The organism is Pseudomonas sp. PME37.24/006 (assembly GCF_055556635.1).
In genome coordinates, this window is sequence record NZ_JBVHNL010000003.1 from 112693 (window position 1) to 137453 (window position 24761).

General features: G+C 60.0%; 24 protein-coding genes and 2 tRNA genes. 5 read left to right on the plus strand and 21 right to left on the minus strand.

Features of this window, described 5'->3' with window-relative positions; translation table 11 throughout:
* Window positions 1-174: 174 nt before the first annotated feature.
* The 15 genes from ACZ3GY_RS11375 to ACZ3GY_RS11445 form a co-directional block, all read right to left on the minus strand.
* Window positions 175-1278: a restriction endonuclease subunit S gene (locus ACZ3GY_RS11375; protein WP_465910101.1), complete on the minus strand. Its 1104-nt coding sequence runs from the start codon at window positions 1276-1278 to the stop codon at window positions 175-177.
* Window positions 1279-1286: 8 nt separating this feature from the next.
* Window positions 1287-2696 carry a type I restriction-modification system subunit M gene (locus ACZ3GY_RS11380; protein WP_465910102.1) on the minus strand — a complete coding sequence of 470 codons (1410 nt, stop codon included), beginning with the start codon at window positions 2694-2696 and terminating at the stop codon, window positions 1287-1289.
* Window positions 2697-3001: 305 nt separating this feature from the next.
* Window positions 3002-3078, minus strand: a tRNA-Pro gene (locus tag ACZ3GY_RS11385).
* A gap of 91 nt (window positions 3079-3169) precedes the next feature.
* Window positions 3170-3526, minus strand: coding sequence for a MerR family transcriptional regulator (locus ACZ3GY_RS11390; protein WP_463565335.1), 357 nt, complete (start codon window positions 3524-3526; stop codon window positions 3170-3172).
* Entirely contained in the window at window positions 3507-3809 is a 303-nt protein-coding gene (ihfA, locus tag ACZ3GY_RS11395; RefSeq protein WP_013791841.1) for an integration host factor subunit alpha, read from the minus strand. The genes ACZ3GY_RS11390 and ihfA overlap by 20 nt, the downstream gene beginning before the upstream one ends.
* Before the next feature lie 3 nt (window positions 3810-3812).
* A complete protein-coding gene (gene pheT / locus ACZ3GY_RS11400) occupies window positions 3813-6191 on the minus strand; it encodes a phenylalanine--tRNA ligase subunit beta (protein WP_465910104.1) in 2379 nt (792 codons plus the stop codon).
* Window positions 6192-6237: 46 nt separating this feature from the next.
* Window positions 6238-7254: a phenylalanine--tRNA ligase subunit alpha gene (pheS, locus tag ACZ3GY_RS11405; protein WP_225833268.1), complete on the minus strand. Its 1017-nt coding sequence runs from the start codon at window positions 7252-7254 to the stop codon at window positions 6238-6240.
* A gap of 97 nt (window positions 7255-7351) precedes the next feature.
* Window positions 7352-7708, minus strand: coding sequence for a 50S ribosomal protein L20 (gene rplT, locus ACZ3GY_RS11410; RefSeq protein WP_225833270.1), 357 nt, complete (start codon window positions 7706-7708; stop codon window positions 7352-7354).
* A 27-nt stretch (window positions 7709-7735) separates the two neighbouring features.
* A complete protein-coding gene (gene rpmI, locus ACZ3GY_RS11415) occupies window positions 7736-7930 on the minus strand; it encodes a 50S ribosomal protein L35 (RefSeq protein ID WP_042552869.1) in 195 nt (64 codons plus the stop codon).
* A 60-nt stretch (window positions 7931-7990) separates the two neighbouring features.
* A complete protein-coding gene (gene infC / locus ACZ3GY_RS11420; protein ID WP_225839773.1) occupies window positions 7991-8542 on the minus strand; it encodes a translation initiation factor IF-3 in 552 nt (183 codons plus the stop codon).
* Complete coding sequence (gene thrS, locus ACZ3GY_RS11425; RefSeq protein ID WP_465910105.1) at window positions 8542-10464, minus strand: threonine--tRNA ligase; 1923 nt, start codon at window positions 10462-10464, stop codon at window positions 8542-8544. The genes infC and thrS overlap by 1 nt, the downstream gene beginning before the upstream one ends.
* A gap of 291 nt (window positions 10465-10755) precedes the next feature.
* A tRNA-Val gene (locus tag ACZ3GY_RS11430) sits at window positions 10756-10832 on the minus strand.
* A gap of 494 nt (window positions 10833-11326) precedes the next feature.
* Window positions 11327-12286 carry a PA2778 family cysteine peptidase gene (locus tag ACZ3GY_RS11435; protein WP_465910106.1) on the minus strand — a complete coding sequence of 320 codons (960 nt, stop codon included), beginning with the start codon at window positions 12284-12286 and terminating at the stop codon, window positions 11327-11329.
* Entirely contained in the window at window positions 12271-12672 is a 402-nt protein-coding gene (locus ACZ3GY_RS11440) for a PA2779 family protein (RefSeq protein WP_042552865.1), read from the minus strand. Before ACZ3GY_RS11440 ends, ACZ3GY_RS11435 begins: the two co-directional genes overlap by 16 nt.
* Before the next feature lie 183 nt (window positions 12673-12855).
* Window positions 12856-13749, minus strand: coding sequence for a LysR substrate-binding domain-containing protein (locus tag ACZ3GY_RS11445; RefSeq protein ID WP_465910107.1), 894 nt, complete (start codon window positions 13747-13749; stop codon window positions 12856-12858).
* Window positions 13750-13903: 154 nt separating this feature from the next.
* On the opposite strand from ACZ3GY_RS11445, the gene dkgB reads away from it, so the two are divergent.
* On the plus strand, window positions 13904-14707 hold the full coding sequence (gene dkgB / locus ACZ3GY_RS11450; RefSeq protein ID WP_465910108.1) for a 2,5-didehydrogluconate reductase DkgB: 804 nt from the start codon (window positions 13904-13906) through the stop codon (window positions 14705-14707).
* Here the strand turns inward: dkgB and arfB are convergent.
* From arfB to ACZ3GY_RS11475, 5 genes are all read right to left on the minus strand, one after another.
* Complete coding sequence (gene arfB, locus ACZ3GY_RS11455; protein ID WP_042552863.1) at window positions 14704-15117, minus strand: alternative ribosome rescue aminoacyl-tRNA hydrolase ArfB; 414 nt, start codon at window positions 15115-15117, stop codon at window positions 14704-14706. The two genes, dkgB and arfB, sit on opposite strands and share 4 nt — an antisense overlap.
* 82 nt (window positions 15118-15199) lie before the next feature.
* On the minus strand, window positions 15200-15997 hold the full coding sequence (locus ACZ3GY_RS11460) for an amino acid ABC transporter ATP-binding protein (protein WP_463565341.1): 798 nt from the start codon (window positions 15995-15997) through the stop codon (window positions 15200-15202).
* On the minus strand, window positions 15994-16656 hold the full coding sequence (locus ACZ3GY_RS11465; RefSeq protein WP_225833283.1) for an amino acid ABC transporter permease: 663 nt from the start codon (window positions 16654-16656) through the stop codon (window positions 15994-15996). The genes ACZ3GY_RS11460 and ACZ3GY_RS11465 overlap by 4 nt, the downstream gene beginning before the upstream one ends.
* Entirely contained in the window at window positions 16653-17300 is a 648-nt protein-coding gene (locus ACZ3GY_RS11470; RefSeq protein ID WP_465910109.1) for an amino acid ABC transporter permease, read from the minus strand. The genes ACZ3GY_RS11465 and ACZ3GY_RS11470 overlap by 4 nt, the downstream gene beginning before the upstream one ends.
* Window positions 17301-17310: 10 nt before the next feature.
* A complete protein-coding gene (locus ACZ3GY_RS11475; RefSeq protein ID WP_225833287.1) occupies window positions 17311-18177 on the minus strand; it encodes a transporter substrate-binding domain-containing protein in 867 nt (288 codons plus the stop codon).
* A 565-nt stretch (window positions 18178-18742) separates the two neighbouring features.
* On the opposite strand from ACZ3GY_RS11475, the gene ACZ3GY_RS11480 reads away from it, so the two are divergent.
* Both ACZ3GY_RS11480 and ACZ3GY_RS11485 read left to right on the plus strand, forming a co-directional pair.
* A complete protein-coding gene (locus tag ACZ3GY_RS11480; protein WP_465910110.1) occupies window positions 18743-20005 on the plus strand; it encodes an amidohydrolase/deacetylase family metallohydrolase in 1263 nt (420 codons plus the stop codon).
* A gap of 453 nt (window positions 20006-20458) precedes the next feature.
* On the plus strand, window positions 20459-21610 hold the full coding sequence (locus tag ACZ3GY_RS11485) for an amidase (RefSeq protein ID WP_465910111.1): 1152 nt from the start codon (window positions 20459-20461) through the stop codon (window positions 21608-21610).
* A gap of 39 nt (window positions 21611-21649) precedes the next feature.
* Here the strand turns inward: ACZ3GY_RS11485 and ACZ3GY_RS11490 are convergent, their stop codons facing one another.
* Window positions 21650-22165, minus strand: a complete 516-nt coding sequence (locus tag ACZ3GY_RS11490; RefSeq protein ID WP_225833295.1) for a MarR family winged helix-turn-helix transcriptional regulator — start codon at window positions 22163-22165, stop codon at window positions 21650-21652.
* 608 nt (window positions 22166-22773) lie between these two features.
* Between ACZ3GY_RS11490 and ACZ3GY_RS11495 the strand changes: the two genes are divergently transcribed.
* Together ACZ3GY_RS11495 and ACZ3GY_RS11500 are read left to right on the plus strand one after the other, a co-directional pair.
* Complete coding sequence (locus ACZ3GY_RS11495; RefSeq protein WP_465910112.1) at window positions 22774-23814, plus strand: Rieske 2Fe-2S domain-containing protein; 1041 nt, start codon at window positions 22774-22776, stop codon at window positions 23812-23814.
* The gene (locus tag ACZ3GY_RS11500) at window positions 23801-24754 is read left to right on the plus strand and encodes a PDR/VanB family oxidoreductase (RefSeq protein WP_465910113.1); all 954 of its coding nucleotides are present in this window, start codon (window positions 23801-23803) and stop codon (window positions 24752-24754) included. The genes ACZ3GY_RS11495 and ACZ3GY_RS11500 overlap by 14 nt, the downstream gene beginning before the upstream one ends.
* Window positions 24755-24761: the final 7 nt, after the last annotated feature.

Genomic DNA, 24761 nt, shown 5'->3' on the forward strand with positions numbered 1-24761 from the left:
ATGTAAGGCGGATCGGGGCGAGTAGCCGAGTTTTTTCGTCCACCGTGACGCCGCCCACCGGTGGATCGATGACGCGTGATCCACCCTACTTGCTACTTGCTGAACGCGATAGCCATGCGATTGAGTGATGGCCATCGTTGATGGGTATCGCTGCGCTCAACCCACCCTACCGGGCTATAGATGTCCCTCAAAGGCTCGATGCTGCAAGCTAATGAACAACTTATCCATCTCGTTAATACTTTTCCGCAGCTCGCTCTTCTGCCGGATGATGTTTTCGGCTATGCGTGCAAAGGTTTGTTGAAGCTCCATCGGAGGGATTGGAATGTGCATCTTTTTGAGGTGTGTCGGACCAAAGTGCTTAATCACAGCGCCTGACGCAAGTTTTTGTGCTTGCCGCAAAAACCAAGGCGAAGCGAGGAAGGCCTTCAAAAATTCAGCCGATAGTCCGGCGTGCCTAGGATTGAAACGGATGATGCCAGTGTAAAAAATTGAACCTACCGTTTCCTTGCCAACAACTGCAGGCTTCCCGAAGGTGGCACTGGTCAACACAAGGATGTCGCCTTCTGACAAAGCAAATTGTGACCATTTTCTCTCGAACATTTCACGATCAACAAAATTACATCCCTTAAGTGACACCTTCCCATCATTGATACCTGCCAGGCGCACCAAAGGCACGCCTGCATCACGGAAGTCTTTTGCAAGAATTCCGGGACCTTCTTGAAAAAACGTTGCCTCCGCCAAGTTGTGTAACTGCCAGTTTTTCGGATTTGTAATTGGATCGCCGAACATTTCCAAAAATACCGAATGCAGCAGTTGATCGAGCTTGGCGATGGCTTCGCGGCGCTTGGTGCGCAGAGCGTCGGCCTTGTCCAGAATCGCCGCGATACGGCGTTGCTCGGGGAGTGGTGGAAGCGGGATATTTAGCCCTTTAAGAAACTTAAAGTGCCTGCTGTAGCCAGCATCCGGAATCTTGGCTTGCCGCAAAAAGTGATACAGAAATTTGGCGTCACACTCTTTGTTTGGCTTCAGCACTTTGACGCCATCCGCCCCCATGACGAAGGGAAAGTCGATAAATTTGATCGCCTTTGTATGGTCGCCAAATACAACAACAGGAAGTTCGTCACTTCTAAAAGCGCATGTCATTTCATCGGTGTAACCCGCGATGAAGCGTTGGCCTTGATCAATCACAGGCAGCTCACCGGCAAGCTGGTACTCGGATTGAGGCAGCTTCGTGTTACCCCCTGAAACATCCCGAACAGCATCCGTGAACTTGATCATCTGGAGACTCAATTCAACATCCCCTCCAACTCATCCATCCCCCGCATAATCTCCGCCTCCAGCACCTTTAACTCGGCCAGAATTTTCTGCGGCGACTCGTGCTGCACTTCCTCGTACACCACTTGCTTATAGCGATTGATCGACAGGTCGTAGTCATTGCCGACGATCTCAGCCTTGGGCACCAGAAAGCTTTGGGCGGTGCGGTCCAGGCCGACGCTGGTGGTGCGGTTGTGCCAGCGTTTGATGATATCGGGCAGGTTGTTGGTTTCGTGCTTGCTGGCGTCCAGCTCGTTGCGCTTGTCGTCCAGCGAGAAGCCGTCGGCCTGCATGTTGTAGAACCAGACGTGATCGGTGCCGCCGGAGTTGGTTTTGGTAAACAGCAAAATGGCGGTGGATACGCCGGCATAGGGGCGGAACACGCCGGAGGGCATGGAGACGATACCGTCCAGTTTGTGCTCTTCCACCAGCATCTGCCGCAGCGCCTTGTGCGCCTTGCTGGAGCCGAACAGCACGCCGTCCGGGACGATCACCGCCGCGCGACCGCCGGCCTTCATCAGGCGCAGAAACAGGGCGAGAAATAGCAGCTCGGTCTTTTTGGTTTTAACGATTTGCTGCAGATCCTTGGCGCAGCTTTCGTAATCCAGGCTGCCAGCAAACGGCGGGTTGGCCAGAATCAAACTGAACTGCCCTTCTACGCTGGCATGGCCCTCACTGAGCGAGTCGCGGTTTTCAATCGCCGGGTTCTCCACGCCGTGCAGCAGCATGTTCATAGAACCGACGCGCAGCATCGTGCTGTCGAAGTCGAAGCCGTGAAAGGTGTCATGGTTAAAGCGCTTGGCGCTGGCCGCGTCCTGGTACAGCTCGTGGCTATGGTGTTTGTTCAGGTACTCAGCAGCCGTTACCAGAAAACCCGCGGTGCCGCAGGCCGGGTCGCAGATGGTGTCCGACGGCTTAGGCGCCATCATCTCGACCATCAGTTTGATGATGTGCCGCGGCGTGCGGAACTGGCCGTTCTGCCCGGCGCTGGCGATTTTGCCGAGCATGTATTCGTAGAGGTCGCCCTTGGTATCGCGGTCTTCCATGGGGATGGCGTCGAGCATATCCACCACCCTGGCCAGCAACGCCGGAGTGGGAATGGTGAAACGCGCATCCTTCATATGTGCGGCGTAGGTGGACTGACCATCCTCACCGCCCAGGGTTTTGATAAACGGGAACACTTTGTCCGCAACCAGCGTGTACAGGCTGGCCGGATCACCCAGCGCCTTGAACGCCGCCCAACGCAAGTGCGCCTGGTAGGGACTGAAAATCGGCTTATCAATCGGCTGCCCTGTACGCGCGGCTTTGCGCTCCTTAACCGTCTGCAATTCGTCGAGGCGTTTGATAAACAGCAAGTAGGTCATCTGCTCGATGACTTCCATGGGGTTGGAAATCCCGCCACTCCAAAACGCATTCCAGATTTGATCGACTTGGGATTTGATAGCGCCGGTGATCACGTAGATGACTGCCTAAATTGAAGAGTGGATTTACTGCCCTGAGCAGCGACGCTGTGGGCAATACGCAAAGGCGGGAAAACCGGCCTGGCAAAGTGCGCGCAGTGTAACGGTTAGCGCGCCACGCCGGGACAGTGAGCGCCCGCCCGAACGACACAAAGAGCCCACTAAAGAAAAATGCACGCACAAAAAAGCCCGATCATTTCTGACCGAGCTTCGATGTTGGGATTATTTGGTCGGGACGGAGTGATTCGAACACTCGACCCCTTGCACCCCATGCAAGTGCGCTACCGGGCTGCGCTACGCCCCGACTGGTGTTGCGGGTACCTTTGGCGTTAGCCGAAAGCGGGAGGAACTATAAACTAAGCATATGAATTACGGAAGGTTTTTCTTCGCAAAAATCATTTGCGCAGGACGAGGAGAACATCTTCCAGCTCGGCGATCATCTGCTTGATGAGTTGCTTGTACTGGGTGTTGTCGTCCTTGGCTTCGTCGCCGGTCAGGCGCAGCCGTGCACCGCCGATGGTGAAACCCTGGTCGTACAACAAGGCACGGATCTGGCGGATCATCAGCACATCCTGGCGCTGATAATACCGACGGTTGCCGCGACGCTTTACCGGGTTGAGCTGCGGAAACTCCTGCTCCCAATAACGAAGCACGTGCGGTTTCACCGCACAGAGTTCACTGACCTCGCCGATGGTGAAGTACCGCTTGCCGGGTATGACAGGCAGTTCGTCGTTATGACTTGGTTCCAGCATAAGCTTCAACTCTGGCTTTAAGCTTCTGGCCGGGGCGGAAAGTCACTACACGGCGGGCCGTGATAGGGATTTCCTCCCCTGTTTTTGGATTACGACCGGGGCGCTGACGCTTATCGCGCAGATCGAAGTTACCGAAGCCTGAGAGCTTCACCTGCTCATTGAGTTCCAAAGCCTGGCGGATTTCTTCGAAGAAGAGTTCCACCAGCTCCTTGGCTTCTCGCTTGTTCAGGCCCAGCTCATCGTACAGACGTTCGGCCATCTCAGCTTTCGTCAGTGCCCCCATACGCTAGTTCCTTAACGTGGCGTTGAACCTTTGTTCCAGGGAGGTGAGGATATTCTGGGTTGCGCTGCTCACCTCATCGTCATTCAGAGTGCGCGATGGATGCTGCCAGGTCAAGCCAACGGCGAGGCTTTTTCTAAGCGGATCAATGCCTTTACCGTGATAAACATCAAACAACCTGAGGTCGGTCAGCCATTCACCAGCCTGCTCACGAATATCGGCCAGCAGATGCTGGGCCGGTACTTCGCGATCTACCAGCAAAGCTAGGTCGCGGCGCACTTCGGGGAAGCGCGACAGCTCTTTGAATGCCGGCATGCGGCCCTGGGTGATTTCGCTCAACACCAGCTCGAACAGGAACAGCGGCTGATCGAGGCCGAGGGTCTTGGCCAGCTCCGGGTGGATGGCACCTACGTAACCAACCAGGCGCCCTTCCCGCTCGATGCGTGCGGTCTGGCCCGGATGCAGGGCACTGTGCTCGCCCGGCACGAAACTGAAGCTGCCGATGTCGCCAGCTGCAGCTAGGAGGGCTTCGACGTCTGCCTTGGCATCGAAGAAGTCCACGCCGTCACGGCCATGGGCCCAGCTCTCCGGCAGACGGCTGCCGGTGATCACGCCAGCGAGCATCGGCTCTTGCTTGAGTTCGTCCAGCTGGCCAACGAAACGCAGGCCGCTTTCGAACAGGCGCACGCGCGGCTGCTGGCGGTTGAGGTTGTGCTCCACAGCCTTGACCAGGCCCGGCCACAGCGAGGCGCGCATGGCGGCCATATCGGCGGAGATCGGGTTGGCCAGGGTCAGCGGCTGCACGCCCGGGCTGAACAGCTCGAACAGTTTGGGATCGATGAAGCTGTAGGTGATCGCTTCCTGGTAACCGCGGGCCACCAGCAGGCGACGCAGCACCGGCAGGTCAGCCACGGCTTCGGCCTTGGTCTGCGGCGCCAGGCGTGCTTGCGGGTAACGAACCGGCAGGCGGTTGTAGCCGTAAAGGCGGGCCAGCTCTTCGATCAGGTCGACTTCCAGGCTGATGTCGAAGCGGTGACTCGGTACTTTAACCTGCCACTGCCCTGCCCCTTGTGCTTCGATATCCAGGCCCAGTGCAGAGAGCAGTTTGACAATCAGTTCGTCGTCGAGCTTGAGGCCGAGCATCTGCTCGACGCGCTCGGCACGCAGGCTGATCGGTGCGATGTTCGGCAATTGCGCTTCGGCTACTGCTTCGATGATCGGGCCGGCTTCGCCGCCGACGATCTCCAGCAGCAACGACGTGGCGCGCTCCATGGCTTCGCGGGCAAGCTGCCAGTCCACGCCGCGCTCGAAGCGGTGCGAGGAGTCGGTGTGCAGACCGTAGGAACGGGCCTTGCCAGCGACGGCGATGGTGTCAAAGAAGGCGCTTTCGAGGAACAGGTCGCGGGTGTTGTCGCTGACGCCGCTGTGCTCGCCGCCCATCACACCGGCAATGGCCAGGGCGCGCTCATGGTCGGCGATGACCAGGGTGTCGGCACGCAGGGTGACTTCCTGGCCGTCGAGCAGTACCAGCTTCTCGCCCTCTTCGGCCATGCGCACACGAATGCCGCCCTGGATCACGTCGAGGTCGAAGGCGTGCATCGGCTGGCCGAGTTCGAGCATCACGTAGTTGGTGATGTCGACGGCGGCGTCGATGCTGCGTACGTCGGCACGGCGCAGACGCTCGACCATCCAGCGCGGGGTCGGCTTGGACAGGTCGACATTGCGCACCACGCGGCCCAGGTAACGCGGGCAGGCCTGGGTAGCGAGCACATCGACCGGGCGCACTTCGTCGTGGGTCGGGGCGACTGCAGCAACCTGTGGCCGGGTTACCGGCACGTCGTAGAGGGCACCGACTTCACGGGCCAGACCAGCCAGCGACAGGCAGTCACCGCGGTTGGGGGTGAGGTCGACTTCGATGCTGACGTCGTTGAGTTCGAAGTACTCGCGGATGTCCTGGCCAACCGGCGCATCGGCTGGCAGCTCGAGCAGGCCGTCGTTGTCTTCGCTAATCTGCAGCTCGGAAGCCGAGCAGAGCATGCCGTTGGACTCGACGCCGCGCAGCTTGGCCTTCTTGATCTTGAAGTCGCCGGGCAGTTCGGCGCCGATCATGGCGAACGGAATCTTCAGGCCGGGACGCACGTTGGGCGCGCCGCACACGACCTGGAAGGTTTCGCTGCCGTTGCTGACCTGGCACACGCGCAGTTTGTCGGCGTCCGGGTGCTGCTCGGTGCTCAGCACCTCGCCCACGATCACACCACTGAAGGCGCCGGCCACCGGGCTGACGCTGTCGACTTCGAGGCCGGCCATGGAGAGGCGCGCGACCAGTTCGTCACGGGAAACCTGCGGGCTTACCCAGCCACGCAGCCACTGTTCACTGAATTTCATACTGTCTGTTCTCCTGATCCGATTCGATTACAAAATGCGAGAGGTGCTAGCGAAATTGCGCCAGGAACCGCAGATCGTTATCGAAGAACAGCCGTAAATCGTTGACGCCATAGCGCAGCATGGCCAGGCGCTCGACGCCCATGCCGAAGGCGAAGCCGGAGTATTTTTCCGGGTCGATGCCGCTCATGCGCAGCACGTTCGGGTGCACCATGCCGCAGCCCATCACTTCCAGCCAGCCGGTCTGCTTGCACACGCGGCAGCCTTTGCCGCTGCACATCACGCACTGCATGTCGACTTCGGCCGACGGCTCGGTGAACGGGAAGAAGGAAGGACGGAAACGCACGCCCAGGGGCTTCTCGAAGAACACGCGGAGGAATTCCTCGATGGTGCCCTTGAGGTCAGCGAAGCTCACACCCTCGTCGACCAGCAGGCCTTCGACCTGGTGGAACATCGGCGAGTGGGTGATATCGGAATCGCAACGGTACACGCGGCCCGGGCAGACGATACGAATCGGCGGCTGCTGGGACTCCATGGTGCGTACCTGTACCGGCGAGGTATGGGTGCGCAGCAGCATGTTGGCGTTGAAATAGAAGGTGTCGTGCATGGCACGAGCCGGGTGGTGGCCCGGAATGTTGAGCGCCTCGAAGTTGTGGTAGTCGTTCTCCACTTCGGGGCCTTCGGCAATGCCGTAACCAATGCGCGTAAAGAATTGCTCGACGCGCTCCAGGGTACGGGTAACCGGGTGCAGACCACCCGATGCCTGACCACGGCCCGGCAGGGTGACATCGATACGTTCAGCGGCGAGCTTGGCGCTCAGCGCGGCCGACTCGAGAATGTCCTTGCGGCTGTTGAGGGCGTCCTGGACGCGCTCCTTGGCCGAGTTGATCAGAGCGCCCGCTTTGGGACGTTCTTCGGCAGACAGGTTGCCCAGAGTCTTCATCACCTGGGTCAGTTCGCCCTTCTTGCCCAGATAGTGAACCCGCAGTTGCTCCAGGGCGTTCACATCGTCGGTGTGGCTGACGGCCTCAAGCGCTTGCGAGACCAGCACATCCAGATTTTCCATTTACAGACTCCAGATACGAAACAGGGGAAGAGCTTGAAGGCTCTTCCCCTATTGGTGACGTTTAGCACCGGGCCGAAACCCGGTGATTGTCGGGGACTTAAGCCAGTACGGCTTTCGCTTTCTCGACAATCGCAGCAAACGCCGCTTTTTCGTTCACTGCCAGATCAGCCAGAACCTTACGGTCGATTTCGATCGACGCTTTTTTCAGGCCAGCGATGAAACGGCTGTAGGACAGACCGTTGACGCGAGCACCAGCGTTGATACGAGCGATCCACAGAGCGCGGAACTGACGTTTTTTCTGACGACGGTCACGATAGGCATATTGACCAGCCTTGATGACAGCCTGCTTGGCAACACGGAATACGCGCGAACGTGCACCGTAGTAGCCTTTAGCGAGTTTCAGAATTTTTTTGTGACGAGCACGAGCGATAACGCCACGTTTAACACGAGCCATGAGTTATTTCCTCTATCTTGACCGAGATTAACGAACGCGCAGCATGCGCGCGACCTTTGCAACGTCAGACGGATGCACCATGGTGCTACCGCGCAGGTGACGCTTACGTTTGGTCGACATCTTGGTCAGGATGTGGCTCTTGAAAGCGTGTTTGTGCTTGAAGCCGGTGGCGGTTTTCAGGAAACGCTTAGCCGCACCGCTTTTGGTTTTCATCTTTGGCATGTTCGGATACTCCGCATTCAGTTGATATAGATAACCATAAGGCCTGCCGTGCCCTGGAGGTTACTTCTTGCGTTTGGGAGCGATGACCATCATCAGTTGGCGTCCTTCCATCTTAGGATGCTGTTCGACGGTACCGTGTTCGGCGAGGTCAGCTTCGACCCGCTTCAACAGTTCCATACCCAGCTCCTGGTGGGCCATCTCACGACCACGGAATCTCAAAGAGATCTTGGCCTTGTCCCCTTCCATCAGGAAACGTACCAGGTTGCGAAGTTTTACCTGGTAATCCCCATCTTCCGTCCCTGGACGAAACTTGATTTCTTTAATCTGCTGCTGGTGCTGGTTCTTCTTGGCAATCGCTGCCTGCTTCTTCTTTTCGAAGAGGTGCTTGCCGTAATCCATGATCCGGCAAACCGGCGGCAATGCATCAGCAGAAATTTCCACCAGATCCAGCTTGGCGTCTTCGGCTATTTTAAGCGCTTCTTCAATAGAGACGATGCCAATCTGCTCGCCTTCAGCGCCAATTAACCGAACCTCGCGTGCCGAGATATTCTCGTTGATCGGGGCCTTCGGTGCAGCTCGTTTATCTTGTCTCATTTCACGCTTAATAATAATTACTCCAAATCTTGGCGACCGCGCCGGGAAACCGCTTGTGCGAGCAACTCATTGAATTGGGCGACGGGCATGGAGCCCAGGTCAGCACCTTCACGGGTACGCACAGCGACAGTTTGCGTCTCGACTTCGCGATCCCCGATGACTAGCAGATAGGGGACCTTGAGCAAAGTATGCTCGCGGATTTTAAAGCCTATCTTCTCGTTCCTCAAGTCGGACTTGGCACGATAGCCGCTTTGAGTGAGTGATTTTTCCACTTCGAGGGCAAAATCGGCCTGTTTATCGGTGATATTCATGATCACTGCCTGGGTTGGCGCCAGCCATGCCGGAAAGGCACCCTCGTAGTGTTCGATGAGAATTCCGATGAAACGCTCGAAGGAACCGAGAATCGCGCGGTGCAGCATGACCGGGATCTTGCGGCTGTTGTCTTCGGAAACGTAGCTCGCTTCCAGACGCTGCGGCATGTTCGGGTCGTACTGCAGGGTGCCGCACTGCCAGGCACGGCCGAGGCAGTCGAGCAGGGTGAATTCGATCTTCGGACCGTAGAATGCACCTTCGCCCGGCAGGTATTCCCACGGCAGGCCAGCGTCATTCAGGGCGTCGGCCAGGGCTTTCTCGGCGCGATCCCAGAAGGCGTCGTCGCCAACACGCTTGGCCGGACGAGTGGACAGCTTCATCTTGATGTCGCTGAAGCCGAAGTCCGAATAGACCTGCAGAGTCAGCTTGATGAAATCGGCCGCTTCTTTCTTCACCTGCTCTTCGGTGCAGAAGATGTGCGCGTCGTCCTGAGTGAAGCCGCGCACACGCATGATGCCGTGCAGGGCACCGGATGCTTCGTTGCGGTGGCAAGAACCGAACTCGGCCAGACGCAGCGGCAGCTCGCGGTAGCTCTTCAGGCCCTGATTGAAGATCTGCACATGACACGGGCAATTCATGGGCTTGATGGCGTAGTCGCGACTTTCCGACTCGGTGGTGAACATGTTGTCGGCGTAGTTGCCCCAGTGCCCGGACTTCTCCCACAGCACACGGTCGACGACCTGCGGGGTACGGACTTCCTGGTAGCCGTTTTCACGCTGCACACCACGCATGTACTGCTCGAGCACCTGATAGATGGTCCAGCCATTGGGGTGCCAGAACACCATGCCCGGCGCTTCTTCCTGGGTGTGGAAGAGATCGAGGCGCTTGCCGATCTTGCGGTGATCGCGCTTCTCGGCTTCTTCGATGCGCTGAATGTAGGCAGCCAACTGCTTCTTGTCGGCCCAGGCAGTGCCGTAGATGCGCTGCAGTTGCTCGTTCTTGGCATCGCCGCGCCAGTAGGCGCCGGACAGCTTGGTCAGCTTGAATGCCTTGAGGAAGCGGGTGTTGGGCACGTGCGGGCCGCGGCACATGTCCACGTACTCTTCGTGGTAGTACAGGCCCATGGCCTGCTCGTTCGGCATGTCTTCGACGAGGCGCAGTTTGTAGTCTTCGCTGCGCGAGGTGAACACGTCGATGACTTCGGCGCGCGGCGTTACTTTCTTGATGACGTCGTAGTCCTTGTCGATCAGCTCTTTCATGCGCGCTTCGATGGCGGTGACGTCATCGGGCGTGAAGGGGCGTTCGTAGGCGATGTCGTAATAGAAGCCATCGTCGATCACCGGGCCGATAACCATGCGTGCAGTCGGGTACAACTGCTTGACTGCATGGCCGATCAAGTGAGCACAGGAGTGGCGAATGATTTCTACGCCCTCCGCATCCTTGGGCGTGATGATCTGCAGGGTCGCATCGGCTTCGATCAGGTCACAGGCGTCAACCAGACGGCCATCGACCTTGCCAGCGACGGTGGCTTTGGCCAGGCCGGCACCAATGGATTGAGCCACCTCGAGTACGGATACCGGATGATCGAACGAACGCTGACTGCCGTCGGGAAGAGTAATGATAGGCATGGCGCTTCCTCTCCTAGTGGTGACCTCTACCAAAGGCCACATGGGTTGGGATGAGCCAGTAAGCGATCCATTGGCGTACCTGCCATACAGAGGCAGGAGCTGTTAGGCCAGCCAAGGAACCACAATCACTGGAAAGTGTTAAACGGTGGATGCTTGCAGAATCACGGACACCTGACAAGGCGCCCTAGAAAGCCCTGGGAGAATCTCCCCAAATCGCGAACAGCATCCCGAAAGGCAACAACCAGGAATCGCGATCAAAAAAAATGGCCGCCGAAGCGACCATTTAAAATTTGGTAGGCACAATTGGATTCGAACCAACGACCCCCACCATGTCAAGGTGGTGCTCTAACCAACTGAGCTATGTGCCTGCTGTGGGTGCGCATTTTACGTAGGCACGCTAAAGAGTCAATACCCTTTTTCGCTAACTGACTAAAAAAATTGAGTTTTTTGGATTTTGAGATGTGTAGCTGCCCTGCCCTCGCCGCCGTAACGCCAGCTCTTATTCCTGAGTATCGCTTCGCTCAACCCAGGCTACGATGATGCGCATCGCCCTCGTAGGGTGGAAAACGCTCTTCTATTCCAGCACTGGGACAGCAATTGATCGCTCCTCACGCTCAGCGTGGGAATGCATCCTGGGACGCTCTGCGTCCCTGCGAGCCGGGAAGCGGGCGCGGAGCGCCCAAGCCGATGCTCCCACGCTGGAGCGTGGGAGCAATCAATCAACCTGACGGTGGGTGCAAAGAGCGCCAGCTCAGCTACGCGCGCCCATCCACCCTACAAGAGACAGTTCACGTGCGGCATGCACCAGCCCCATACAAAACGGCGCTCTCGAGCGCCGTTTTGTTTTGCCAGATGAGATGGACTACTGGGCTGGGCACGCGGTGGGGGCACCGCACTGATCTGACGCAGCGCCCTGCTTGCCGATTACCGTGAAGCGCTTGTCGTCCGGGGCGATACGTTGGGCGCATTGACGGGCGCTGGTAGCTTCGGTTTTGCAGCCGCGTTCGTCGAGCACCTGAGACAGGTTGAACCAGCCCGGGGCGAAGTCCGGCTGGCGGCTGACACTTTCGCGTAACGCCGCTTCGGCACCGCGCAGATCACCACCGGCGTAACGGCTATTGGCCAGGGCGAACCAGCCTACGGCCTGCTCCGGCCAGCGTTGGGTGGCGGTGCGATAGGCGTGCTGGGCGACATCATTGCGGCCAACTTCTTCCAAGTCAGCGGCGGCCTTGAGCCATACGGTCGGCTCGGCGGTCGCGGGCAGAGTATCTGGCGGCATGGTCACTACGGCCCAGCGGTTGCCTCGCGCCCAGGTCTTGTCGAACGCGGCGAAGTCGGTCACCCAGCGGCGAGTGGTACCAGAGCGCAGGATCAGCGTCTGCTCACGGCGGTCGTAACCCACCAGCACCGCGAAGTGCCACTGCGGGTACCAGTCGAAGGCCAGGTTCTGCAGCACCAGCACCGGGTTGCCGGCAGCCACTTCGGCCAGCAGCGCGTCGAGCCTGGGCTTGAGCGGGTAAACGAGTAAATCGTGAGAGCGCGCTGCTGCCACCATTTCCACCTGCAAGCTGCCTTCGCGGCCAGGGATATAGACCTGATCCTGCAGGAAACCTGGGGTGGTCAGCACACCGCGCTGATTGAGCATGGTCGCCAAAGCGGCGGGGCCACACTGATAAGCGGTCTGCGGATAGAAGGGAACGCTGCTGAGCTCGACCCGCTCAGGCAGGCGCTCGGTCTCCGGTAAAAGTACCGGAGAGCTGGCGCACGCGCTGAGCAGGACGATCAGAAGTGAAGCGAGGAGCGGTCTTAGCGATTTATACATTTCACGAAACTGAAGAGGTCTGTGGCGCAGAGCATATCGGTGATGATGAAGATCACCAAGAACAACACAATGATGCCGACCACACCGGCACCAGCCGGGGCTTCAGAGAGCTGTGCATTGAATTGCGACAGTTCGGCGCTGGTCAGGTTGTTGATGCGGTTTTCCACCTGATCACGCTCGACGCCCATGGCGAGCAGCTTTTCCTTGACCTGCTGATCGTCGAGCATCGACAGCAGCTGCTGACGGTCGACCTGCTGTTGCTGCTCGGTGAGCACTTCACCCGTACCGATCATCGCGGCATTGGCGAGTGGAACCTGGGCGATCATGAGGACATGGAACACTGCCAACATGGCAGCCAGACGACGAAAGAACGGGGACTTGGTCATTTTGGTATCTCCTTATCAACCATCATCCTAGACCCGTGTGGCACTCGGCCAGTTCCACCTATATATACGACCACTGGTACATATGCTGCAGCCCAGGTAATCCGGGCACTCGGCCCGCGCCCGGCTCCAGCGAAAACCCGCCCGAATCACTCTGTATTTCACGCCTTTGCGAGCACGTGAAACTCACAGCGTCTGGCCCAGCTCGCAGCTCAGGTAATCAAGAAAACAGGTGATGCGCGACGTCAGTGCGGTGTTGCGGTAGTACACGGCATGGATCGGCTGGCGCACCTCCACGGTGTGCTCCGTGAGGATTTGTACCAGCTCGCCCGAAGCACGGTCGCGGTGGGTCATGAAATCCGCCAGGCAAACGATCCCCGCGCCGCTCAAGGCCAGTTGGCGCAGTGTCTCGCCGCTGGAGGCCTGCAGGCTGGGCTCGATGGCGTAACGGTCGCCGTGCTCATGGCGCAGCGGCCACAGGTTGAGGCTCTCCGGCTGGGTGAAGCCGAGCAGGCTATGCTCGCTCAGCGCCTCGACACTGCTCGGCACGCCTCGCTCCTGCAGATAGACCGGGCTGGCCAGAACGCGGATGCGATTGCTGCCCAGCGGCCGGGCATGCAGGGTGGAGTCGCGCAGCGGGCCGATGCGGATGGCCACGTCGGTGCGCTTCTCGATCAGGTCGATGATTTCATCGCTGCTGTGCAGCTCCAGCTGGATATTCGGGTAGCGCTCGCGAAAGCCTTTGACCAGCGGCACCATCGCATGCAGCACGAACGGCGCGGCAGCGTTGACGCGCAAGCGCCCGGCCGGCGTCTGCCTACGCACGCGCATCTGCTCCTCGGCTTCTTCGACACTGGCCACGATGCGCCGCGCCTGGACGAGAAAGGCATGGCCCTCCTCGGTCAGTTCCAGGCGCCGGGTGGTGCGCTGCAGCAACGTTACATCGAGCTTTTCTTCCAGTCGGCTAAGGGCACGGCTGATGCCCGAAGCGGTCTGCCCCAACTGCTGCGCGGCGGCGCTGATGGAGCCGCTGGCCACCACGGTACTGAAGGCAAGGAGTTCGTCGAGGGTGGTTTTCATGGCGACCATTCGTGATTGCGGCGCAAATATGTTCTGCATGAAACGCGGTTTTTCCGCATAAGTCCACGGCACATACTGGCTCACGAATCCAGCGCAACAACCCTTGGGCATCGCTGTCAGCTACAGACAGCTGTCCATTCAACAGGAGACTTACATGCCACAGATTCCCGCCCTCGGCCTCGGCACCTTCCGCCTCAAGGATCAGCAGGTGATCGATTCGGTACGCACCGGCCTTGAGCTTGGCTACCGGCATATCGACACCGCACAGATCTACGGCAACGAAGCCGAAGTGGGCCAAGCCATCGCCGAAAGCGGCGTGCCGCGCAGCGAACTGTTCGTCACCACCAAGATCTGGACCGACAACCTGGGCGCCGACAAGCTGATCCCCAGCCTGGAAGAAAGCCTGCGCAAGCTGCGCCTCGACCAGGTCGATCTGACCCTGATCCATTGGCCCTCCCCCAATGACGAACTACAGGTGGCCGAATACATGGCAGCCCTGCTGGAGGCCAAGGCTGCTGGTCTGACCGCGCTGATCGGTGTGTCCAACTTCACCAACGCGCATCTGCAACAGGCAATGGAGGTGGTCGGCGCTGACCAGATCGCCACCCACCAGGTGGAAATCCACCCGTTCCTGCAGAACCGCAAGGTGGTGGAGTTCGCCCAGGAACACGGCGTGCACCTGACCGCCTACATGCCACTGGCCTACGGCAAGGTGATGAGCGATCCGGTGATTCAGGACATCGCCGCCAAACACGCCGCCAATCCAGCACAGGTCGCACTGGCCTGGGCGCTGCAGCAGGGTTTCGCGGTGATTCCGTCATCCACCAAACGGGCCAACCTGGATAGCAACCTGGGCGCATTGAAGCTGACACTCAGCGAACAGGACATGGCAGCCATCGCCAAACTGGAGCGCGGGGAGCGGCTGGCCAACCCGGGGTTTGCGCCGCACTGGGATTAAAAATCGACCTTGCCCCTGCCCGCTTTGATCGCCCCGCGCTTGGTCTTGCCTTCCAGCCGACGCTTCTTGGAACCGAGGGTCGGTTTGGTCGGGCGGCGGGCCTTTTCGGTCTTGCCTGCGGAACGGATCAGCTCGGCCAGGCGCTCCAGGGCGTCGGCGCGGTTCTGTTCCTGGGTGCGATATTGCTGCGCCTTGATGATCACCACACCATCGGCAGTGATGCGGCTGTCACGCAGCGCCAACAGCCGTTCCTTGTAGAACGGCGGCAGTGACGACGCCTGGCTGTCGAAGCGCAGGTGCATGGCGCTGGACACCTTGTTGACGTTCTGCCCGCCCGCGCCCTGGGCGCGGATGGCGGTGAGTTCGACTTCGTCGTCAGGCAGATGGATGCTGTTGGAAATGACCAGCATGGGGGTTCCGGCAATGAGCTGAGCCGCGCAGCATAACGCCGGAGCGTCGCCAGGCACCAGCGCTCGCGGCCAACGGCACAGCTCAGGCTCGCTGCCGGAACGGCGCCAGAAACTGCTGGGCGCGGGCCGTTTGCGGGGCACTGAAGAAGGCTTCCGGCAAGCCGCTTTCAACGATGTGGCCGCCATCCATGAAGATGATTCGGCTGGCGACCTGCCGGGCGAACTCCATTTCATGGGTGACGATCACCATGGTCGCGCCCTCGGCGGCCAGATCGCGCATCACCTCCAGCACCTCGCCGACCAGCATCGGGTCGAGGGCGCTGGTGGGTTCGTCGAACAACAGCACGTCCGGCTTCATGGCCAGCGCACGGGCAATGCCGACCCGCTGTTTCTGCCCGCCCGAGAGCCGCGACGGGAACATGTTGGCCTTGTCGGCAAGCCCGACCTTGGCGAGCAGCGCCATAGCCTCGTCATGCACCTCCTTACGGTTGCGCTTCTGCACGTGTACCGGGGCTTCCATGATATTGCCGAGCACGGTCAGGTGCGGCCACAAAGCGAAGTGCTGGAACACCATACCGATGCGCGAGCGCATCTGCGCCAGTTCGGCATCGCCGATCCGCGCGCCGCCCTTGTGCGCACCGAAACGCTTGGAATTGAGACGGATGCTGCCGGCGTCCGGCGTCTCCAGCCAGTTGATACAGCGCAGCAGGGTCGACTTGCCGCAGCCCGACGGCCCGAGCAGGCACAGCACTTCGCCACGCTCCAAATCCAGGGATACATCCGCCAATACGCGGTTGGCGCCAAAGGACTTGGACACGCCCTGCACCTGCAACACCTTGGTCGTTGCTGACGTATCCACGTTGTTCATAAGACTGCTCATGCGCGGCGCACCTCGGCGTAACGGGTAAATAGGTTGGTGAGCAATTCGATGGCCAGACAGATCACCCAGTACATCAGCACCGCCGACAGAAAGCTGGCGAAGGGAATGAAGTAAGTCGACTGAATGGCGTTGATGGCGGCCGTCAGCTCGGTCACGGCGATGATTCCCAAAAAGGCGCTGTCCTTGACGATCTGGATCATCTGGTTGCCGATCATCGGTGTCGCGCGCAGCAGCACGGGCGGCATGATGATGCGCCGCAGCAAGCCGAAGCCGTGGAAGCCGAACGCCCTGCCCGCCTCGATGGTGTCGTGGGGCAGATCCTTCCAGGCGCCCTTGAGGATGATCGCCATGTAGGCGGTGTTGTAGATGATCAGCGCAACGATGCCCGACACCCAGTTGCTCAGCTGGATGCCCCCAGATGGCAGCCCGAAATAGATCAGGTACACCAGCAGCAGGAACGGCGTGCAGCGCATGCACTCACAGTAGAACGAAGCGCTGCGGCCAATGAACACGCGGTTCGACATCAGCAGCGGCGTGAGCAGAATCCCCAGCAGCAGCGAGACGCTGCCGGCGATCAGGATGAACACCAGGGTGTTCATGAAGCCTTCCAGAATTGACGGATAGTGCTGCCAGACGGTGATGAAATCGCTGAGGTTCATACGGCGGACTCCAGACCCTGGACGTTGCGCTCCAGGCGACGTTGCAGCCTGACCAGCAGAAAGATGATCGCCACGTACAGGCACAGCCCGACCAGCAACGGCGGCAATGGATCATAGGTTCTGGCGCCCACACGCTGGGCTGCACGGGTGATCTCGACCATGCCGATCACCGCGATGGCCGGGCTGGACTTCACCAGCATGGTCATCTCGTTGACCAGCCCAGGCAGGCTCGACTGCCAGACCTGGGGCAGCACGATGCGCATCACCCGCATGCGCCGCGGCATGCCGAAGGCCAGCGCCGCGTCGTACTGCTGTCGATCGAAGGCCAGCAAGGCCGCGCGCCATATCTCGCAGTTGAATGCAGCGGCGGTGACCGAAAGGGAAATCAGTGCGGCGAGCAGCGGGCTCAGCGAGATGCCGAACTGCGGCAGGCCGAAGTACACCAGCAGAATCAGGGTCACCGCAGGGCAGGATCTGATAATGCTGACGTAGACGAAGGCCAGTTGCCGGGCTACCGGGATCCGGGCCCAGCGCACCAGCGCCAGGCCCAGCCCCAGAGGAATGCCAATCACGATTCCTACCAGTGACACACCCACCGTGGCAAAGGCACCCTGCAGGATGCTCCAGTAGTCGTATGCATTCATGATGGCTTTATCAGTTCACGTTAAGCGGCATGTTCTCGAAGCGCACGCCCAACCATTTTTCCTGCAGGCGATACATCTCACCGCTTTCACGGATTTTCAGCAGTGCGTTGTTGATCACCTCGAGTACGCCATCGTTGCCTTTCTTGACGGCCCAGGCTTTGTGGCCAGGCTCACCGATCGGCTGCCCCAGCTCGAACACATCGCCACGCTCCTTGACCAGCGCACGCAAGGTCAGATCAGTGTTAACGACTGCATCGATACGGCCCTGGGCCAGATCTTGATAAGCCTCGGGATAGCCGTGGTACTCCATGATTTTCTTCACGCCCTCGCCTTTGCTGGCCTTGAGCTTGGCGTCGAATGCCTTGAGTTCGGCCAGGAAGGCACTACCGGTTTCAGCCCCGACTACCTTGCCGATCAGGTCTTCGGCGGTCTTGATCGAACTTCCCTTCTTCACCCCGTAGTAGGTCGCCGATTCAGCCGTTGGCGTGGTGTAGTCGAAGCTCTGCTTGCGTTCGGCGGTGACCATGACCGCAGACAGCGCCATGTCGAACTTGCCGCTGGTGACGCCAGAAAGAATCCCGGCCCAGGGCATGATCTGCTGACGCAGTTCCAGGCCGGTTTCCTTCTCTACCAGATCCTTGAGTTCGTTGTCGTAGCCGGTCGACTTGCCGTTCTCCATGAATTCGAAGGGACGGTAGTCATCTTCGGTGGCGACCACGACGTAGCCCCGAGCCTTCACCTCTTCAGCGGTCATGGCCTGGCTGATGGATACGGCGCCGATGGTGGTCGCCAGTGCCAGCGCGATAGCCGAAAGAGATTTACCAACGTGCCCCTTGGCAACAGCCGTGGAGCAAATAAGGTCGCGAATTGCTGACATGCTGACTTCCTTCTAGTTATTGACGTTGACATCAATGCGGGCACGCAAAACCACGGCCGGCGCAGCACAAGGGTCAAAGCAAGTGGCATGCCATTTATTTTTTACGGTTAATAATCAGATAGTTAATTAATTTTCAGGTTTTTTGATAGCTGGATCATGTGCATTGTTCGCCCCAACAGCGCTCGCGATATGGGTGGTATGCCACTTAAATGGGCGAGGCTTCATTCAGGCCAGTCCCCTGCCTGCAGTCACGTACTGCTCGAGGCGAAAGCAGGCTTGCGCTCTGGCTACGCATGAGCCCATTCGAGGGCGTATCACGCCTGCATCAAAACAAGGCACAAATAGGTGGCATACCCCACTTTAGTTCGTAAAGGGCAATTAAGATTCGCCACCGACAATCATAAAGAGTGGTATACCCCTCTATAAATAAAATAATAAATCTATATTTATCAATATATTGAGATTTTAATGGAAATAGATACGGGATAAATGGCACAGCCGTTGCACCCACTTGGGCATACCTCAACGCAGTGTTGGGTTCGCGACTAGTAGAAGGTGAAGAACAATGGCTGATGTAATCCTCAAAGGTGGTTACCTGATCGACCCCGCCCAGGGCTACGACGGGAATTTCGACATCGCCATCAGCAATGGTCGTATCGAGGCGATCACCGCGCCTGGCGCTGCCGGTGCGGCAACCACGGTGATCGATGTCAGCGGCAAGCTGGTTACGCCCGGCCTGATCGACACCCACGGCCACGTCTTCGAATTCGTGACCGGCCGCTTCGGGCTGGATGCCGATCTCGCCGGCGTGCATTCGGGGGTGACCACCCTGATCGACCAGGGCGGGCCATCGTGCATGACGCTGCCGGCGTTCCGCGAGCATGTGGTCAAGGCCAAGAAAACCCGCGTATTCGCCTACCTGTCGGCCTACCTGGTCGGCGGCCTGGAGGGTCATTTCTACCCCAGCCTGTATACCCCGGAGTGCGTGGACGTCGACGCGACCGTACGCGCGGCGCTGGCCAATACCGACATCATCAAGGGCTTCAAGGCCCACGCCGAATTGGGCGGCTTCGAACGCTGGGGCAGCGATGTGATGGCGATGAGCGCGGAGATCTCCCGGCGCGCCGGCATGCCGCTGTACATTCACTTCGGCCAGCTGTGGCCAAGCCCAGGAGACCCGAGCCCGGTGCATCCCGACTCGATCCTCGCCGATGTGGTGCCGATGCTCAAAGCTGGCGATATCCTCGCCCACCCGTTCTCCCGTCATCCGGGCGGTGTGGTCAGCGCCGACGGCAAGCTGCACCCCTTCATGACCCTGGCCAGGGACATGGGGCTGAAGGTGGATGTCGGTCACGGCTCGCACTTCAGCTTCCAGTGCGCGCGCATCGTTCTCGATGGCGGCGTGATTCCCGACACCCTCGGTGCCGACATGCACGGCTACAACACCCTGGTACCCGCGCCGCCGGGCACACCGAAAGAGCACTCGGATACCGAGCACATGTTCTTCGGCAAACAGCGCTTCTCCATGGCCTCGGCGATGACCAGCATGCTGGCCCTGGGCTTGCCCATCAACCACGTGGTGGCCATGGCCACCTGCAACCCGGTGGAGGTGTTCGGCCTGCCGAAAGACCTCGGCACCCTGGCCATCGGCAACCCGGCCGACATCAGCGTACTCAACGATGAACGTGGCCGCTTCCAGCTGAAGGACAACGAAGGCACCGCCGCCTACAGCGACCGCCTGCTGACCCCGGCGTTCTGCCTGAAAGACGGCGAGCGCTTCGACGCTGTCGCCTCGATCCTGCCGCCCTACTCCAGCTTTGCGGCCTGAGTGAACACATGGATCGCTCGCAAGCGCAGAGCTGGCGTAGACCCCAATCCTGTAGGAGCGTCGCCCCGGCGCGAAGCGATAGCGGTCACACCGCACCATCTGCGTCGGCCACATATTCGCCCCGAGGTCGGGGCTCCTACAACATGGAGGTGTTTGCAGACCTCACCCTGTAGGAGCGTCGCCCCGGCGCGAAGCGATAGCGGCCACACCGCACCATCCGTGTCGGCCACATATTCGCCCCGGGGTCGGGGCTCCTACAGCATGGAGGTGCTTGCAGACCTCACCCTGTAGGAGCGTCGCCCCGGCGCGAAGCGATAGCGGTCATACCGCACCATCTGCGTCGGCCGCATATTCGCCCCGGGGTCGGGGCTCCTACATGGCGGCTGGCGATAATGCGCTGAGGTCGCATGAATCACCTGTTATCTTTCATCGCCCACTGTCAGGAACATGCCCATGAAGCTTGCCAACGGAATGATCACCGATGATCCGATCCACCTTGCCGCCACCGGTTCGGGCCCGCTCGACGGCTTGAGCTTCGCGGTCAAGGACGTGATGGCAATCGCCGGCCACCGCACCGGCGGCGGTCATCCGCTATGGCGTAACAGCCACCCGCCTGCGCCAACCACCTCGCCGCTGATCGACCAACTGCTGGCCGCGGGCGCCACGCTGACGGGCAAGACTCACACCGACGAGCTGACTTACAGCCTGGCCGGCAGCAACGTCCACTACGGCACGCCACCTAATCCTGCGGTGCCGGGTGCGACAGCGGGTGGTTCGTCGAGCGGCTCGGCATCGGTGGTGGCCGCAGGCCTGGTGGATTTCGCCATGGGCAGCGATACCGGTGGCTCGATCCGCATTCCGGCCAGCTACTGTGGGATTTACGGGCTGCGCCCCAGCCATGGCGCGCTCACCTACGCGCACTGCGCGCAACTGGCACGCAGCTTCGACTGCCTGGGCTGGTTCGCCCGCGATGGGGAAACCCTGGAGCGGGTCGGCAAGGTGCTGTTGCCCACGAGTGAACCTCGCCTACGCCGTGTGCTGCTGGTCAGCAACGTGCGTGAGGAGGCTGGCGAAGCGGTGCTGGCGCAATTCAACAGCTGGCTGACACTGTCGCGCCTGCCACTGCCCTGTGATGGCTGGCAGGCACTGCCGTCGCTGGCCGACCTCGCCAACGATTTCCGCACCTTGCAGGCCTTCGAAGCCTGGCAGGAATACGGCAGCTGGATCAACCAGCACCAGCCGCAGTTCGGCCCAGGGGTGAAAGAGCGCTTCGCCAATGCCAGCCGCGTCAGTGCGGCGGATGCTACCGCTGCGCAGAAACGCCTCGGCATATTGCGTGCAGAGCTGGATGCCCTGCTCGGCGATGACGGCGTGCTTTGCTTGCCCACTGCACCCAGCCCGGCGATCGCCCTGACAGCCAGCGACGAGCAGGTCGAGCAGATTCGCCTGGCGACCCAGCGGATGACCGCTATTGCCGGCGTCGGCGGGTTACCTCAGGTATCCGTGCCGTTGCTGCAGACCGCTGACGGCCCGGTGGGCGTTTCGCTGATCGGCCCGCGTGGCAGTGACCGTGCGCTGCTCGCCCTGGCCCGTCAGCTGAGCTGAGGCCGCTTTGGCCTGTTTGCTAGACGCCTGATACAGAGATCAGTTGCCGGTCTCTGTAGGCTGTAGCCGCAAGGGAGCACTTCTGACCTCGTTGTTGGCCTCCACCAAGCGGATCAGCTGGAGCATGAACAGGTCACGCTCTTCGGCTGGCAGCGCCTCCAGCGTGCGGTCATGGGCACGCTGAACGGCATCGTTCATCTTCGTGACCAGGGTTTTGCCCTTGCGCGCCAGTTTCACCAGTTTGACGCGCTTGTCCTTTTCGCTCTGCCGGCGCAGCAACAATCCGCGCGCCTCGAGACGGGGAATCACCTCGGCAACGCTGGTGCGCTCCAGACCAATGGCCTGAGCGATGGTGTTCTGATCCATCTCGCCCAATATGCCCAGTGAACTGAGCAGGCTGTACTGCACGGGCGTGATGTCATGGCCTCGGGTTTCCTCCTGGAACAGGCTGCAATGCACCTGGTGCAGACGGCGTATCAAAAAACCAGGTCGACCCAACAGGCTCGAGCGACTCACGGCCTCGTCGACCATGGCTTTTACTTCTTGGTTGTCCATATTGCGCTCCGTAGCTCCTGGCTACTCGCTGATGATTAACAGTTGCGTCGTTACGTTTCGACAGATCCACCAGTGCCAGCGATCGTCAGCGCTATCCCTCCCCGCTCAGGCTCACCGGCGCTAACAGGCTGTTGAAAAACTACCTGCGTGGCCATCGCGACGTTAAAAACAGGCTCAAAATGCTCATTTACAACACGTAAACTCCGCTTTTTCGCCTGTTTTTGCCTTGCGCTGGCTGCCTCGCCAACGTTTTTCAACGGCCTGCTAACCACAAAATGCCAAACGACGATTCCCCTCAGCACGAATCATGCCGTCAAAGCTGGAGGCTTCTTGTTCGCATTTACGTCGTCAAGCTACCACACCTGCCCATATAAGTGGCATACCACTCAAATAGCGCACGCTTATATAGCAGTGCGCTGCCTTTAGCGCTCCCTCCCGGTATTGAAGGAAATCGGCTGATTGCGCCCCGCCTGGGTTGCAGGCGTAGACAAAAAACGTGGCATACCTCTTGCTTTTCATTGGCCATTGGAAACATTCGCGCACTGCGACTTTTCATCCCAGCGCTTAGCCGGCCTGGAATCCTTATGTGCAGGAACGGAGTTCGACCCATGAATTGCAAAGAGCATCTCAACAACCTGGACGCCCCGCTGGCACCCGCCCTGCTCAATGACTGGCATGTGGTCGCCAGCAGCAAGGAAGTGGTAGAGGGCACGCTGTATCCGTCCACCCTGTTCGACCGTGATCTGGTTATCTGGCGGGACTCCAAGGGCCAGGCCTATGTCTGGGAAGATCTGTGCATTCATCGCGGCGCGCGCTTGTCCAAAGGCTTCATCGCCTCCGACAAGGTGATCTGCCCGTACCACGGCTGGAACTACGACGGCAGCGCGCAGTGCACACTGATTCCGGCATCGCCCAACGAAACGCCGATGAAAAAAGCCAAGGCCATCGCTCACCATGTGAAGGAGGCCTACGGTTTCATCTGGACCTGCCTGGGTGAGCCGGCACAGGATATCGCCGCCTTCCCCGAATGGCTCGACGACAGCTACAAGAAGGTGGTCTGCGGGCCGTACGAGTTCAAATCCGGCTACCGCGCGCTGGAGAACTTCATCGACCCGACCCACTTTCCCTTCGTACACGCTGGCGTCAACGGCCTGATGGACGCACCGGATCCCATCGGCCAGTACCAGGTGTGGGAAGAGGATGGCGTGCTGGCCACCTCGGAAGTCCAGGTCACCCAGCCCTATGGCGACCCGCGCCAGGTGCCCGTCATCGCCTACTACGCCTACAAGTGCCTGCGCCCGGGCGTGGCCTATTTCAAGAAGCGCCTGATCATTTCCGACCCGTTGCGTGCCCATGAAGGTAACGAGAACGACCGTTTCTGCACCTTCTTCACCATGCAGCAGGTCAGCGAGACACGCAGCATCGTGCGCATCTGCTGCGCCATGAACTTCGACCCGATGCCCAGCGATGAAGACGTGCGCCGCCGTCAGGATCTGGTCTACGCCCAGGACAGCGCGATCGTCGACACCCAGCGCCCCGAGCGCATCCCCACCGACCTGCGCCAGGAGCTGCACCACAGCACCGACCTGCTCGGCATGAAGTACCGATCCTGGCTGCGCGGCATGGGTATCAACTATGGCACCGTCTGAAACGCTCGCGCCGACGTTCCGCCTCACGGCCATGCGCTACGGGGCACAGGACATCGTGCTCTACGAATTCCAGCCGCTGGACGGCCTGCCTCTGGCAGCCGTTCAGGCCGGCGCCCACCTGGACATCGTGCTGCCCAACGAGCAGATCCGCTCGTACTCGCTGCTCACTCCACTGTGCGATACCGAGCGCTATGTGGTCGCGGTCAAGCGCGACGCCGACGGCCTCGGCGGCTCGCGCTGGCTACACGATCAGGCACGGGTCGGCCAGACCTTCGTCCTGCAGCCGCCACGCAACCACTTCGCGCTCGCCGATGGCGATGCCCCGGTGCTGCTGCTCGCCGGTGGCATCGGTATCACGCCGCTGTTCTCGATGCTCGCGGAGCTGCGCAGTGCCGGGCGCCGGGTGCATCTGCACTACTGGAGCAGGTCGGCCGAGCAGACGCTGTTCCTCGACGCCCTGCAGCGCAGCGATGACGTGACCCTGCACGTCTCCGGTACTGCGGGCCGCAAGTCCCTTGCCGATATCCTCGCCGCTATCGACCCGCGCACCGAGATCTATTGCTGCGGCCCGCTGCGCATGCTCGCCGACCTCGAGACGCTGAGCGCCGCCCATGGCCTGGAGCACGTGCGCGTGGAGCGCTTCCAGAGCGCCAGCCCACCGGCCACAGCTAGCGAAACCTTCACCGTGGTGCTCGCGCGTTCGGGCACCGAAGTGCAGGTCTGCAAGGGCGAAACCATCCTCGGCGCGCTGCTCGAGGCCGGTGCCGATGTCATGTACTCCTGCGAGCAAGGCATCTGCGGTGCCTGCGAAGTGAAGGTCGTGGAAGGCGATCCGCTGCACGCGGACTCGGTGTACTCGGCCGAGGAACATGCTCAGCGCGGCAGCATGATGATCTGCTGCTCCAGCAGTAACAGCGCCCGGCTGGTGCTGGACATCTAGACACTCC

What these genes read in the sequence shown, in the direction of transcription:
- ACZ3GY_RS11445 (WP_465910107.1), bottom strand. Translation starts at nt 13,749, where the DNA reads ATGAAAACCACCCTCGACGAACTCCTTGCCTTCAGTACCGTGGTGGCC.
- ACZ3GY_RS11480 (WP_465910110.1), top strand. Translation starts at nt 18,743, where the DNA reads ATGGCTGATGTAATCCTCAAAGGTGGTTACCTGATCGACCCCGCCCAG.
- rpmI (WP_042552869.1), bottom strand. Translation starts at nt 7,930, where the DNA reads ATGCCAAAGATGAAAACCAAAAGCGGTGCGGCTAAGCGTTTCCTGAAA.
- pheT (WP_465910104.1), bottom strand. Translation starts at nt 6,191, where the DNA reads ATGAAATTCAGTGAACAGTGGCTGCGTGGCTGGGTAAGCCCGCAGGTT.
- pheS (WP_225833268.1), bottom strand. Translation starts at nt 7,254, where the DNA reads ATGGAAAATCTGGATGTGCTGGTCTCGCAAGCGCTTGAGGCCGTCAGC.
- ACZ3GY_RS11380 (WP_465910102.1), bottom strand. Translation starts at nt 2,696, where the DNA reads ATGGAAGTCATCGAGCAGATGACCTACTTGCTGTTTATCAAACGCCTC.
- ACZ3GY_RS11460 (WP_463565341.1), bottom strand. Translation starts at nt 15,997, where the DNA reads ATGAGCAGTCTTATGAACAACGTGGATACGTCAGCAACGACCAAGGTG.
- thrS (WP_465910105.1), bottom strand. Translation starts at nt 10,464, where the DNA reads ATGCCTATCATTACTCTTCCCGACGGCAGTCAGCGTTCGTTCGATCAT.
- ACZ3GY_RS11440 (WP_042552865.1), bottom strand. Translation starts at nt 12,672, where the DNA reads ATGACCAAGTCCCCGTTCTTTCGTCGTCTGGCTGCCATGTTGGCAGTG.
- ACZ3GY_RS11375 (WP_465910101.1), bottom strand. Translation starts at nt 1,278, where the DNA reads ATGATCAAGTTCACGGATGCTGTTCGGGATGTTTCAGGGGGTAACACG.
- ACZ3GY_RS11485 (WP_465910111.1), top strand. Translation starts at nt 20,459, where the DNA reads ATGAAGCTTGCCAACGGAATGATCACCGATGATCCGATCCACCTTGCC.
- rplT (WP_225833270.1), bottom strand. Translation starts at nt 7,708, where the DNA reads ATGGCTCGTGTTAAACGTGGCGTTATCGCTCGTGCTCGTCACAAAAAA.
- dkgB (WP_465910108.1), top strand. Translation starts at nt 13,904, where the DNA reads ATGCCACAGATTCCCGCCCTCGGCCTCGGCACCTTCCGCCTCAAGGAT.
- ACZ3GY_RS11475 (WP_225833287.1), bottom strand. Translation starts at nt 18,177, where the DNA reads ATGTCAGCAATTCGCGACCTTATTTGCTCCACGGCTGTTGCCAAGGGG.
- ACZ3GY_RS11390 (WP_463565335.1), bottom strand. Translation starts at nt 3,526, where the DNA reads ATGCTGGAACCAAGTCATAACGACGAACTGCCTGTCATACCCGGCAAG.
- ACZ3GY_RS11470 (WP_465910109.1), bottom strand. Translation starts at nt 17,300, where the DNA reads ATGAATGCATACGACTACTGGAGCATCCTGCAGGGTGCCTTTGCCACG.
- arfB (WP_042552863.1), bottom strand. Translation starts at nt 15,117, where the DNA reads ATGCTGGTCATTTCCAACAGCATCCATCTGCCTGACGACGAAGTCGAA.
- ACZ3GY_RS11495 (WP_465910112.1), top strand. Translation starts at nt 22,774, where the DNA reads ATGAATTGCAAAGAGCATCTCAACAACCTGGACGCCCCGCTGGCACCC.
- ACZ3GY_RS11435 (WP_465910106.1), bottom strand. Translation starts at nt 12,286, where the DNA reads ATGTATAAATCGCTAAGACCGCTCCTCGCTTCACTTCTGATCGTCCTG.
- ACZ3GY_RS11465 (WP_225833283.1), bottom strand. Translation starts at nt 16,656, where the DNA reads ATGAACCTCAGCGATTTCATCACCGTCTGGCAGCACTATCCGTCAATT.
- ihfA (WP_013791841.1), bottom strand. Translation starts at nt 3,809, where the DNA reads ATGGGGGCACTGACGAAAGCTGAGATGGCCGAACGTCTGTACGATGAG.
- ACZ3GY_RS11490 (WP_225833295.1), bottom strand. Translation starts at nt 22,165, where the DNA reads ATGGACAACCAAGAAGTAAAAGCCATGGTCGACGAGGCCGTGAGTCGC.
- ACZ3GY_RS11500 (WP_465910113.1), top strand. Translation starts at nt 23,801, where the DNA reads ATGGCACCGTCTGAAACGCTCGCGCCGACGTTCCGCCTCACGGCCATG.